Here is an 11,654-nt window from a genome sequence, read left to right as displayed (position 1 = left end):
GGCCCCCACCCCGAAGGCGGTCCGTGAGGGCGCCTGGTGATACTGAGCGTATGAAGCTCAGCCGCCCCGTCTCCTGGTTCCTGCTCGCCTTCGGCGCGTGGAGCTGGGTCATCTGGATCACTTTCGTCAAGAACCTGTGGAAGGACGGCAGCGGGCTCGCCTTCGACGACGGCCGTCCCACGGCGTACTTCTGGGTGCACCTGACGCTCGCCGTTGTCTCCTTTGTCTTGGGGACGGTGGTCGGGACCATCGGGTTGCGTGGGGTGCGCGCACTGCGCCGAAGCTCATAGCGGTGGGCGTCCTCGGGTTCGCCCTGGTCGCCCTGGGTGCGGCCGCCGTCTTCGGCGGCCTGCTCTGGTACGTGTGGCGACGGACGGTGCGCGACACCACGATCAAGGGCTCGTGGGGCAGACGCCTGGGCACTCCGGCGTTCCTCGCGGGACCCCTGCTGATGTTCGGAGCGCTGGCGGCGGAGCGCACCGGGGCACCGTTCCTGCTCCAGCAGGTCCTGGCGTGGCCGGGCTTCCTGTGGATGGCGTTCGCGCTGTACCTGCTCCTGGCGTTGCTGGTGGGGGAGCTAGTACGCCCGCTGTTGAACCGGTGGCCAGCGAGCGAATCAGCCCGTCCGGCGCTTGAGGACGAGGCGCGAAGCGCCAACGAGGCGGGGAAAGGGGCGCAGCCCCAGCCGACGGGCCCCGGCGGTGACCTGCCCCGCCGCGTCTTCGTGGCCAGAACGGTAGCCGCGGGCGCAGCCACCGTGGCGGCGGCGACCGTGGGCTACGGCACGTACGAGGTGCTCCGAGGCCCCCGCGTGAAGCGGATCACCGTCCCCCTGGCCAAGCTGCCGCGTGCGGCGCACGGCTTCCGGATCGCCGTCGTCAGCGACATCCACTTGGGCCCGGTGCTCGGTGAGGGCTTCGCCCGGCGCGTGGTGGACACCGTCAACTCCACCCAGGCCGACCTCATCGCGATCGTCGGCGACCTGGTGGACGGGGACGTCGAGGACCTCGCGGGCGCCGCCCGCCCGCTCGCGGACCTGCGCGCACGCCACGGAAGCTTCTTCGTCACGGGCAACCACGAGTACTTCTCCGGCGCCGAGCAGTGGGTGGAGCACGTCCGCTCGCTCGGCCTGCGCCCCCTGGAGAACGCCCGCACCGAACTGCCGTACTTCGACCTCGCCGGAGTCAACGACGTACAGGGCGAGGACGAGGGCCAGGGGCCCGACTTCGCCAAGGCGCTCGGCGACCGGGACCGCACGCGTGCCTCGGTGCTCCTCGCCCACCAGCCCGTGGTCATCCACGACGCCGTCGAGCACGGCGTCGACCTCCAGCTCTCCGGCCACACCCACGGCGGCCAGCTCTGGCCCAACAACGTCGTCGCCGACCTCGCCAACCCCACGCTCGCGGGCCTGGAGCGCTACGGCGACACCCAGCTGTACGTCACCCGCGGCGCCGGGGCGTGGGGCCCGCCCGTCAGGGTGGGGGCCCCGTCCGACATCACGGTGGTGGAGCTGGCGTCGCGTGCGGCGTGAGCAGGGCGACCGGCTCCCGCGGCTCCTTCGGGCGCGGCCGCGACGGCGGTGACGGCACGCGCGGGAGGCTGACCACGACGGTCAGGCCCTCGCCCGGTGCCGTGCGGAGCTGGACGCGGCCGCCGTGGGCCGCCACCACGCCCTGCACGATGGCCATGCCGAGCCCGCTGCCCCCGCTGCGGCCCGTACGGAAGAAGCGGTCGAAGACCCGGGCCGCGTCCTGTTCGCCGAGCCCCGGACCCTCGTCCGCCACGGTCAGGCACACCACCTGGCCCCGCCGCTCAAGGCCGAGCCGCACCGGGGTCTCGGCGGGGGTGTGGGCGCGGACGTTGGCGAGCAGATTGGCGAGGACCTTGCGCAGGCCCTGCTCGTCCGCCCGGACGAGGATCGCGCCGTCCGCGCACACCGTGAGCGGACGGCCCGGGTCCTGCGCCCGCAGGTCGTCGGCCGCGTCCCGCACCAGACGGCTCAGGTCGACGGGGCGCAGGCGGAGCTCGGGCTGCTGGTCGAGGCGGGCCAGGGTGAGCAGCTCCTCCACGAGGTGGTTCATGCGGTCGGTCTCGGCGTTGACGCGGCACCAGGCGCGGCTCCGGTCCTCCGGGGTGGTCAGCATGCCGTTGTCGTAGAGCTGGAGGTAGCCGCGGATCGCGGACAGCGGGGTGCGCAGCTCGTGCGAGGCGTCCGCGACGAACTGCCGCAGCTGGGCCTCGCTGCGCTCACGGGTCGCGAAGGCCGCCTCGACCTGCTGGAGCATGGAGTTGAGCGCGAGCCGCAGCTGCTCGGTCTCCCGCACCTCGGTCCGGCTGCGGGGCACGCGCCGCTTCAGATCGCCCTCCGCGATCGCGGAGGCCGTCTCGACCATGTCCTCCAGGGGCCGCAGGCGTCGGCTCGCGGACATCATCGTGAGGACGGCGAGCAGCGCGAGCAGCAGCACGCCGAAGGCGAGGTCGACCCGGAGCGCCTGGCGCACGCTCGCGTGCACGTCCTCCGTGGAGGTGGCGATGACGAGGACCGTGCCGTCGGCGATCCGCATGCCGAGGGCGCGGTAGGAGTCGCCGCCCAGCCGTACGTCGCTCGGCGTCTCCTTGTCCGCGAACTCCTGCGCGTCGCCGACGGCTTGGGCGAGCTGGAGCTGGAGCTCCGTCGAGCCGACGTACCCGAAGTTGACGGGCCTGTCGTCGATGTCGACCGCGACGAACAGCGAGGAGGAAGGCGTCAGTTCGGTCTCCTTGCCGACCTGCTGGGGCAGCTCGATCAGCGACTTCTTGAAGCTGTTGATCTTCCTCAGATGGTCGAGGGTGACCGGCATGCCGCTGAACGCCGCGCGTGAGCTCTTCAGTTCGGAGTCGACGCTGTTCAGCAGGTAGTGCTTCATGCCCATGATGCTCACGGCGGTCGCGGCCGCGATGCCGAGCGCGAGCAGGACGACGTTCACCAGGGTGAGCTTGGCGCGCAGCGAGTTCCCGAAGAGCCGCCGCGGGCCGGTGTGCGCCCGCTTCCTCATGCCAGCCCGTATCCCACGCCGCGCCGCGTCGTGATCAGCGGTGGCCCCACCTGGTCGAGCTTGCGCCGCAGATAGCTGATGTACGTCTCCACGACCGTCGACTCCGCCGCGTGCTCGATGTGCCAGACGTGGCGCAGCAGTTGCTCCTTGGGCACCACCCGGCCCGCGTTGCGCACCAGGAAGCGCAGCAGGGCGTACTCGGTGGGCGTGAGCTGCACCTCGCGGCCGCCCCTGCGCACCAGGTACGTCGTCTCGTCCAGCTCCAGGTCGCCGTAGCGCAGCGGCGGCCGCTGCGGCAGCACGTCGCCGGGCCGGGTGCGGCGGAGCACCGCGCCGATGCGGGCGACGACCTCGTCGATGTGGAACGGCTTGGTGATGTAGTCGTCGGCGAAGCCGAGGGCGCCGACGACCTCCGTCGGCGCGTCGCGGGCGGTGAGGAACACCAGGGCGAGGTCGGGCCTGCGCGCGCGCAGTTCACGCCCGAGCGCCCGGCCGTCGCCGTCCGGCAGCATCACGTCCAGGAGCGCGCAGTCCGGCCGGGTGCGCTCGGTGAGCGCGAGGGCCTCGCGGACGGAGCCCGCCGTCATCACGTCGAAGCGGTGGAAGCGCAGGGTGAGGCTGAGGACGTCGGCGATGCTCGGCTCGTCCTCCACGACGAGCACGGTGGCCGCGCCCGCCACGGGGGCGGCCTCTGCGACAGATGTTCCCCGGGGATCCTCGGCGTGGCTCATGTCCCCAGTATCGGGGTGCTCGTTGTACCGGGGGGCCGCTCCGTGGTTTGGAGTTGCTTGAGAATCCCGGCCTTTGCCGCGCGCACGGTCCGTCCGCCGCTGATGCTGGGGGTCCTTCGCGCGTGCGAAGGGGCCGCGGGGCCGGGCGGCGGCGGACGGCACGGCCCGGCGAAGAGACCGGGCCGTCGGGACGAAGGGGCGTACATCGTGGTCGCATGGGCACGCTGGTGCTACCGGCACCGGCTGGTGGTCCTGGTGCTGTGGGTGACGGCACTGGTCGGTCTAGGGGCCGTCGGCGGCTCCGCGGGCACCGACTACGCGAACGTCTTCTCCGCCCCCGACACGGACTCCACGCGCGCCGGTGACCTGATGGAGAAGGCGTTCCCCCAGCGCAGCGGCGACACGGACACCGTGGTGTGGAAGACCGCGCGGGGCTCGGCGCGGGACGCCGCCGTGCGCGGCCGGATCGAACCGGTGCTCGCCGAGATCGCCGGGATGAAGGGCGTCGGCGAGGTGGCGGGCCCGTACGCGCCGGGGCCGGAGGCCGCCGCCCGGGTCAGCCGCGACGGACGCGTCGCGTACGCGCAGATCACCTTCACCGAGCAGGCCAACGAGGTCTCGAAGAGCCTCGTCGAGGACGTCGTCGACACCGCGCGCTCCGCCGCCCGCCCGGGCCTGCGGGTCGAGCTCGGCGGCCAGGCCGTCGCCCGCATCCAGGAGCCGCCCGCGGGCACCGCGGAGGCCGTCGGCATCGCGGCCGCCGCCGTGGTGCTCTTCCTCGCCTTCGGCTCGCTCTTCGCGATGCTCCTGCCGATCCTCACCGCCGTGTTCGCCGTCGGCGCCGGGCTGCTCGCCACGATGCTGCTCAGCCACGTCACGGCGGTGCCCGAAGTGGCGCCGCTGCTCGGCACGTTGATCGGGCTCGGCGTCGGCATCGACTACGCCCTGTTCATCGTCACCCGGCACCGCCGGGGCATCCTGCGCGGCCTCACCCCCGAGGAGTCGGCCGCGCGGGCCCTCGACACCTCGGGCCGCGCCGTGCTGTTCGCGGGCGGCACCGTGTGCGTCGCGCTCGCCGGGATGCTCGTGATGAACATGCGCTTCCTGGACGGCGTGGTCATCGCCGCGTCCCTCACCGTCGTCCTCAGCGTGCTCGCCGCCCTCACCCTGCTGCCCGCGATGCTCGGCCTGCTCGGCTCCCGCGTGCTCAGCCGCCGCCAGCGGCGCCGCCTCGCGGCCACCGGGCCCGAACCGGACGAGCCGACCGGCCTCGCGGCGCGCTGGGCCGCGGCCGTGGAGCGGCGCCCGCGCGCGGTCGCGCTGCTCGCCGTCGCGGTCATGGCGGCCCTGGCGCTGCCGCTCCTCTCCCTGCGCCTCGGCGCCACCGACCAGGGCAACCACCAGGAGTCCAGCACCACCCGACAGGCCTACGACCTGCTCGCCGAGGGCTTCGGGCCCGGCTTCAACGGGCCCCTCCAAGTCGTCGTCGCGAAGGCCGAACCGGCCGCCACCGAGGCTCTGGTGGAGCGCATCCGCGCGACGGAGGGCGTGGCGCGCGTCGCCCCCGCGACGCCCTCGGCCGACGGCGGGACCGCCGTCATCCAGGTCGTCCCCACCACCTCGCCGCAGTCCGCCGCCACGGACCGCCTGATCGACCGGCTGCGCGCCGACGTCCTTCCGCGAGCGGGCGTGGACGCGCACGTCGGCGGCGTGACCGCGGTGTTCAAGGACTTCGCCACGGTCACGGCGGACCGCCTGCCGTACTTCGTGGGCGCCATCGTCGTGCTCGGCTTCCTGCTGCTCCTCGTCGCCTTCCGCTCCCTCGTCGTCCCGCTGACGGCGGCCGTCATGAACCTGGTCGCGGCCGCCGCGTCCTTCGGCGTGCTGGTGGCGGTGTTCCAGTGGGGCTGGGGAGCGGAGGCGCTCGGCATCGCCAAGGAGGGCCCGATCACGGCGTTCCTGCCCGTCGTCATGCTGTCGCTGCTCTTCGGCCTGTCGATGGACTACCAGGTGTTCCTGGTCAGCCGCATGCACGAGGAGTGGGTGCACACCCGGGACAACGCCCGCGCGGTGCGCGTCGGCCTCGGGGAGACCAGCCGGGTCATCAACTGCGCGGCCCTCATCATGATCTGCGTGTTCTCCGCGTTCGTCCTCAGCGGCGACCTGGAGGGCGCGACGGCGGGCATCGGCCTCGCCGCGGCCGTCGCGCTCGACGCGTTCGTGCTGCGCACCGCGCTCGTCCCCGCCGCCATGCAGCTGCTCGGCCGCGCCAACTGGTGGCTCCCGCCCTGGCTCGACCGGCGCCTTCCGCACCTCGCCGTCGAGCCGCGGGACGCCGTGCCCCCGGCGCCCGAGGAGCTGGAGGCGCTGGTGGCGGCCGCCCTCGGCCCGGCGGGCCCCGCGCCGGACCCGTGTGCGGCGCCCGAGGCGTGCGCGGCCCAGGGCACGTGCGGTGCGGTCGACCCACTGACGGCCCGCGGCGACTTCTCCCCGTACGACCCGTACGACCCGTACGACGCGGCCTACGCGGCCGACGACGAGACTCCCGCCCCCGGCCTGCCCGCCCCGCAGGAGCGCGGCGCGCACGTCGTGCACGGCTTCATCATCACGCCCGACGGCGAGCCCATCCACACCGTGACCATGACCCTGCTGTCCAAGAGCGGCCGCCAGCTAGACCGCGTCTCGTCCCTGGCCGACGGCTCCTACCACCTGTCGGCCCCCGCCCCCGGCGTCTACCTCCTCGCGGCAACAGCCCCCGGCTACGCCTCCAAGGCCCGCCACATCATGCTCGGCAACGGCCCCCTGACGTACGACCTGGAACTCCTGGAGGCGGTGGGCACGGGGCCCATGCTGTGAGGCTTCGGCGGAGCGGCGGGGGTGGGAGCGGGTGGATTCGTAGCGGGGCTAGCGCTTCCCGGCTTCCAGGAGGGCCGTCACGTCCAGGGACACCTTGGCGCCGATCGAGTCGGGAAGGGCGACCATCTGGCCGGGGGCGTGGACCTGGTGGCTGGCGTAGCCGTCAGCTGCCGGGTCGGTGAGGACGTGGAGCCGCTGGTGCTTGCGGTCGACGATGACGTAGACGGGGACCTTGGCCTCGGCGTACGCGGAGACCTTGGTGCGCAGGTCCGTCTGGTAGTTGCTGGAGGTGACCTCTAGGACCAGGCGGAAGACTGTGGGGTCGTAGCAATTGTTCTCGATGTAGTGGTCGCCGTAGTCGGCGTCCACCACCGCCAGGTCCGGGATGGCGAAGTCCTCGACGCCCGTGGGCAGCCAGAGGCCGATGGCCTGCACCACTTTGCTGTCCGTCGTGTGCAGACCCGCCGAGAGGAAAGGAATCATGAGGTCGGTCAGGGCTACGGCATGAGGGCCGTCGGCGGGCGGGGTCACGAGGATCTGGCCTCCGATGATCTCGACGCGGTAGCCCGGATTGCGGTCCCTGAGCCTGTTGGCCTCGGCGATCAGCGGTCGGTCGTCGTGCGGCTGCTCGACGGATGCTGCGGACATCGCGTGCCTCCTGTGGGCTGGTGTCGAGAGCATCATCGTAGGACGAACCAGGCCCGGGCGTCCGGAGCCGAATCGTTCACCAGAACGAGTGAGGGCCCCGCCCCCGGTGCGGAACCGGGGAGCGGGGCCCTCACTGCGGGCCGGGCCGGAGGCTCAGAAGCGGCGGGTGATCAGGGCGCGCTTGACCTCCTGGATCGCCTTCGTGACCTCGATGCCACGCGGGCAGGCGTCCGTGCAGTTGAACGTGGTGCGGCAGCGCCACACGCCGTCCTTGTCGTTCAGGATCTCCAGGCGCTGCTCGCCCGCCTCGTCACGGCTGTCGAAGATGAAGCGGTGCGCGTTCACGATCGCGGCCGGGCCGAAGTACTGGCCGTCGTTCCAGAACACCGGGCACGAGGACGTGCAGGCGGCGCAGAGGATGCACTTCGTCGTGTCGTCGAAGCGCTCGCGGTCCTCGGCGGACTGCAGGCGCTCGCGCGTCGGCTCGTTGCCCTTGGTGACCAGGAAGGGCATCACGTCGCGGTAGGCCTGGAAGAACGGCTCCATGTCCACGACGAGGTCCTTCAGGACCGTCAGGCCCTTGATGGGCTCGACCGTGATCGGCTTCGACGGGTTGATGTCCTTGATCAGGGTCTTGCAGGCCAGGCGGTTCTTGCCGTTGATCCGCATGGCGTCCGAGCCGCAGATGCCGTGCGCGCAGGAGCGGCGGAACGTCAGCGAGCCGTCCAGATCCCACTTGATCTTGTGGAGACCGTCGAGCACGCGCTCCTTCGGGTCGATCTCCAGCTGGAAGTCCTGCCAGGTCGCCTCCGCCGAGACCTCCGGGTTGAAGCGGCGGATCCGGAAGGTGACGGTGATGAGGTGGGACGAGGCCGCGGCGTCCGCCTCGACCTTGTCCATCGTCGGGGTTGCCATCAGTACTTACGCTCCATCGGCTGGTAGCGGGTCTGGACGACCGGCTTGTAGTCGAGGCGGATCGAGTCCTTGCCGTCGTCGGCGACCTCGCGGTACGCCATGGTGTGGCGCATGAAGTTGACGTCGTCGCGGTTGGGGTAGTCCTCGCGGTAGTGACCGCCGCGGGACTCCTTGCGGGCGAGGGCCGAGACCGCCATGACCTCGGCGAGGTCGAGCAGGTTGCCCAGCTCGATGGCCTCCAGGAGGTCGGTGTTGAAGCGCTTGCCCTTGTCCTGGACCGAGACGTTCTTGTAGCGCTCGCGCAGCTCGGCGATCTTCTCGACGGCCGTCTTGATGGTCTGCTCCGTGCGGAACACCATCACGTTGGCGTCCATCGTCTCCTGGAGCTCCTTGCGGATCTCCGCGACCCGCTCGGTGCCCCGGGAGCCGCGCAGCTGCTCGACCAGGTCGGCCACGAGCTGCGCCGGGTTCTCCGGCAGCTCCACGAAGTCGGCCTTCGCGGCGTACTCCGCGGCGGCGATGCCCGCGCGGCGCCCGAAGACGTTGATGTCGAGCAGCGAGTTGGTGCCCAGGCGGTTGGCGCCGTGGACGGAGACGCAGGCGACCTCGCCAGCGGCGTACAGGCCCGGGACGACGGTGGTGTTGTCCGCCAGGACCTCACCCTCGACGTTCGTCGGGATGCCGCCCATGGCGTAGTGCGCGGTCGGCTGGATCGGGATCGGGTCCGTGTAGGGCTCGATGCCGAGGTAGGTGCGCGCGAACTCCGTGATGTCCGGGAGCTTGGCGTCGAGCTGCTCCGGCGGGAGGTGCGTGAGGTCGAGGTAGACGTGGTCGCCCTCGGGACCGCAGCCGCGGCCCTCGCGGATCTCCGTGTAGATGGAGCGCGAGACGACGTCACGGGACGCGAGGTCCTTCATGACCGGCGCGTACTTCTCCATGAAGCGCTCGCCGTCCTTGTTGCGGAGGATGCCGCCCTCACCGCGGGCGCCCTCCGTGAGCAGGATGCCCATGCGCCAGATGCCGGTCGGGTGGAACTGGAAGAACTCCATGTCCTCAAGGGGCAGCCCGCGCCGGTAGCAGGCCGCCTGGCCGTCGCCGGTGAGGGTGTGCGCGTTGGAGGTCACCTTGAAGAACTTGCCGGTGCCGCCCGAGGCGTAGATGACGGCCTTCGCCTGGAAGACGTGGATCTCGCCGGTGGCCAGCTCGTACGCGACGACGCCCGCGCTCTTCTTGACGCCGTCCTCCTCCACGATGAGCTGGTCGAGGACGTAGAACTCGTTGAAGAACTCCACACCCTCCTTGACGCAGTTCTGGTAGAGGGTCTGGAGGATCATGTGGCCGGTGCGGTCCGCGGCGTAGCAGGACCGGCGCACCGGCGCCTCGCCGTGGTTGCGGGAGTGACCGCCGAAGCGGCGCTGGTCGATGGTGCCGTCCGGGGTGCGGTTGAACGGCAGGCCCATCTTCTCCAGGTCGAGGACCGCGTCGATGGCCTCCTTCGCCAGGATCTCGGCGGCGTCCTGGTCGACCAGGTAGTCACCGCCCTTGATCGTGTCGAAGGTGTGCCACTCCCAGTTGTCCTCCTCCACGTTGGCGAGCGCGGCGGCCATGCCGCCCTGCGCCGCGCCGGTGTGGGAGCGGGTGGGGTAGAGCTTGGTGAGCACGGCGGTGCGGCTGCGCTTCGTCGCCTCGATGGCGGCGCGCATGCCGGCGCCGCCCGCGCCGACGATGACGGTGTCGTACTTGTGAATCTTCACTGGGGTCGCCTCGGCTTTAGCGGATGTTCGGGTCGAAGGTGAAGATCACCAGCGTGCCCAGGAGGATGGTGAACACCGTGGCGGTGTACAGCAGGCCCTTGAGCCACAGGCGCGTGTTCGGACGCTCCGCGTAGTCGTTGATGACCGTGCGCAGGCCGTTCGCGCCGTGCAGCATGGCGAGCCACAGCATCAGCAGATCCCAGACCTGCCAGAACGGGGACGCCCAGCGGCCCGCGACGAACGCGAAGCCGATCTTCGAGACACCGCCGTCGAGCACCAGCTGGATCAGCAGGTGCGTGATGACGAGGACGACGAGGACGACGCCGGACAGGCGCATGAACAGCCAGGCGGCCATCTCGAAGTTGCCGCGGGTGGCGCGAGGCGTCTTCGACGTGCGCTTGCGGGGGGCCTCGATGACGGGCGCGGGGTGGTCGGCGTCGTAGAGGGAGTCACCCTCGACGGGGCCCACTCCGGACTTCTCAAGCGTGGTGTCGGACATGTCTGGCCTCAGCTCCCGAACAGTTCACGGACGGCGTGGCCGAGGACCGGGTACAGCGCGCCCACCATCAGGACGACCCAGATGCCCACGACGGTCCAGAGCATCTGCTTCTGGTAGCGCGGGCCCTTCGACCAGAAGTCGACGGCGATCACACGCAGGCCGTTGAGCGCGTGGAAGAGGATGGCGGCGACCAGGCCGTACTCGAGGAGCGCGACGATCGGCGTCTTGTAGGTCGCCACGACCTCGTCGTACGCCTCGGGGGAGACACGGACGAGAGCGGTGTCGAGGACATGTACGAACAGGAAGAAGAAGATGAGGACACCGGTGACTCGATGAGCCACCCATGACCACATGCCTTCCCGGCCGCGGTACAGCGTTCCAGCCGGCACGGAAGAACCCTCCGGGAGCGGGGATTGGGGCCGGCCGGCTTCTCTGTCGGACGAGCCCGGCCGGGTACGGTCCACCGGCCGCTCGTCATCGTATCGACGAGTTGTCGGCTCCCTCGCCCGGGGTCCTCGGGTGTGATCAAACAGGCAATCAAACTGGTACGTACGGGCTATCGCTGCGCGTCGCGCGGGGCGGATCCGGCTGCCGGGACGGGCGCGGAACGGAAATATCCGGCCAGTTGTGAACGAGTCGGGTGAGTCGGGCACGAGCCGTGCGCCGCAGCTCGTCCGCGGCCACCGCGAGCTCCTCCTCCCGGTCGTTGCCGAGCCGGTCGCGCAGCGAGGCGAGCAGGTGGTCGAGGGCCTCGCTGGGCGCGGTGGCGTCCAGGCAGATCACGAAGGCGTGGCCGAAGCGGCTCTCGTAGGCGGCGTGGGCGGCGCGCAGGGCGGTGGCCGCGGCGGTGTAGGCGCTGCCCGGCGCCACGGCCGGTTCGAACCGCTCGGCGGCCAGGGCCTCGGCGAGGTCGGCGGGGGTCAGGTCGTACGCGGCCTCGTCGGCGGCGGCGAGCAGCGCGTCGAGGTCGGGGTAGGGCCGGTGGGCGGCGAGCCTGCGGGCCCAGTGGCTGCTTCCGCAAGCGGTCAGAAGGGTGCGCTGGGCCTCGTCGGCGGACGCGGTGTTCAGGGGCTCCAGCGGTCCCGGAGACGCCGGAGGTCCCGAGGGGGCCGGTATGGCGCGGTGCGACGGCAGGGGGGCTCCTCGGCGGAGGGCAAACGGGTGAGTGACGGGGCGCCACGCTATCGGGGTGGCGGGAGGGGTGTCCGTGCGCTCT

Annotated in this window: 11 protein-coding genes; 3 read left to right on the top strand and 8 right to left on the bottom strand. The window is 71.4% G+C overall.

Annotated elements, in window-relative coordinates; translation table 11 throughout:
* The first annotated feature begins 50 nt into the window (after positions 1–50).
* A complete protein-coding gene (locus tag ACIG3E_RS01780) occupies positions 51–290 on the top strand; it encodes an SCO4848 family membrane protein (RefSeq protein ID WP_138961436.1) in 240 nt (79 codons plus the stop codon).
* 2 nt (positions 291–292) lie between these two features.
* A complete protein-coding gene (locus tag ACIG3E_RS01775; protein WP_399609951.1) occupies positions 293–1,531 on the top strand; it encodes a metallophosphoesterase in 1,239 nt (412 codons plus the stop codon).
* Here the strand turns inward: ACIG3E_RS01775 and ACIG3E_RS01770 are convergent.
* Positions 1,497–3,035: a sensor histidine kinase gene (locus ACIG3E_RS01770; RefSeq protein WP_399609949.1), complete on the bottom strand. Its 1,539-nt coding sequence runs from the start codon at positions 3,033–3,035 to the stop codon at positions 1,497–1,499. The two genes, ACIG3E_RS01775 and ACIG3E_RS01770, sit on opposite strands and share 35 nt — an antisense overlap.
* On the bottom strand, positions 3,032–3,697 hold the full coding sequence (locus ACIG3E_RS01765; RefSeq protein ID WP_399610752.1) for a response regulator transcription factor: 666 nt from the start codon (positions 3,695–3,697) through the stop codon (positions 3,032–3,034). Before ACIG3E_RS01765 ends, ACIG3E_RS01770 begins: the two co-directional genes overlap by 4 nt.
* Before the next feature lie 276 nt (positions 3,698–3,973).
* On the opposite strand from ACIG3E_RS01765, the gene ACIG3E_RS01760 reads away from it, so the two are divergent.
* Complete coding sequence (locus ACIG3E_RS01760; RefSeq protein WP_399609947.1) at positions 3,974–6,622, top strand: MMPL family transporter; 2,649 nt, start codon at positions 3,974–3,976, stop codon at positions 6,620–6,622.
* A 48-nt stretch (positions 6,623–6,670) separates the two neighbouring features.
* Here the strand turns inward: ACIG3E_RS01760 and ACIG3E_RS01755 are convergent, their stop codons facing one another.
* From ACIG3E_RS01755 to ACIG3E_RS01730, 6 genes are all read right to left on the bottom strand, one after another.
* Complete coding sequence (locus ACIG3E_RS01755; protein WP_399609944.1) at positions 6,671–7,270, bottom strand: Uma2 family endonuclease; 600 nt, start codon at positions 7,268–7,270, stop codon at positions 6,671–6,673.
* Between the two features lie 153 nt (positions 7,271–7,423).
* Positions 7,424–8,185 carry a succinate dehydrogenase iron-sulfur subunit gene (locus tag ACIG3E_RS01750; protein ID WP_399609941.1) on the bottom strand — a complete coding sequence of 254 codons (762 nt, stop codon included), beginning with the start codon at positions 8,183–8,185 and terminating at the stop codon, positions 7,424–7,426.
* On the bottom strand, positions 8,185–9,939 hold the full coding sequence (sdhA, locus tag ACIG3E_RS01745; protein WP_399609938.1) for a succinate dehydrogenase flavoprotein subunit: 1,755 nt from the start codon (positions 9,937–9,939) through the stop codon (positions 8,185–8,187). Before sdhA ends, ACIG3E_RS01750 begins: the two co-directional genes overlap by 1 nt.
* 16 nt (positions 9,940–9,955) lie before the next feature.
* On the bottom strand, positions 9,956–10,438 hold the full coding sequence (locus tag ACIG3E_RS01740) for a succinate dehydrogenase hydrophobic membrane anchor subunit (RefSeq protein WP_172385184.1): 483 nt from the start codon (positions 10,436–10,438) through the stop codon (positions 9,956–9,958).
* Positions 10,439–10,446: 8 nt separating this feature from the next.
* A complete protein-coding gene (sdhC, locus tag ACIG3E_RS01735) occupies positions 10,447–10,827 on the bottom strand; it encodes a succinate dehydrogenase, cytochrome b556 subunit (RefSeq protein ID WP_138961444.1) in 381 nt (126 codons plus the stop codon).
* 148 nt (positions 10,828–10,975) lie between these two features.
* The gene (locus ACIG3E_RS01730) at positions 10,976–11,572 is read right to left on the bottom strand and encodes a 2-oxo-4-hydroxy-4-carboxy-5-ureidoimidazoline decarboxylase (protein ID WP_399610751.1); all 597 of its coding nucleotides are present in this window, start codon (positions 11,570–11,572) and stop codon (positions 10,976–10,978) included.
* Between the last annotated feature and the right edge of the window lie 82 nt (positions 11,573–11,654).

Origin of the sequence: Streptomyces sp. NPDC053474 (genome assembly GCF_044544845.1) — a bacterium.
Taxonomy (GTDB): Bacteria; Actinomycetota; Actinomycetes; order Streptomycetales; family Streptomycetaceae; genus Streptomyces.
This window is presented reverse-complemented; position numbering and strand designations above follow the sequence as displayed.

Excerpts from the sequence above, each read along its gene's own strand:
- ACIG3E_RS01740 (WP_172385184.1), bottom strand. The coding sequence starts at position 10,438 with ATGTCCGACACCACGCTTGAGAAGTCCGGAGTGGGCCCCGTCGAGGGT.
- ACIG3E_RS01755 (WP_399609944.1), bottom strand. The coding sequence starts at position 7,270 with ATGTCCGCAGCATCCGTCGAGCAGCCGCACGACGACCGACCGCTGATC.
- ACIG3E_RS01780 (WP_138961436.1), top strand. The coding sequence starts at position 51 with ATGAAGCTCAGCCGCCCCGTCTCCTGGTTCCTGCTCGCCTTCGGCGCG.
- ACIG3E_RS01750 (WP_399609941.1), bottom strand. The coding sequence starts at position 8,185 with ATGGCAACCCCGACGATGGACAAGGTCGAGGCGGACGCCGCGGCCTCG.
- ACIG3E_RS01770 (WP_399609949.1), bottom strand. The coding sequence starts at position 3,035 with ATGAGGAAGCGGGCGCACACCGGCCCGCGGCGGCTCTTCGGGAACTCG.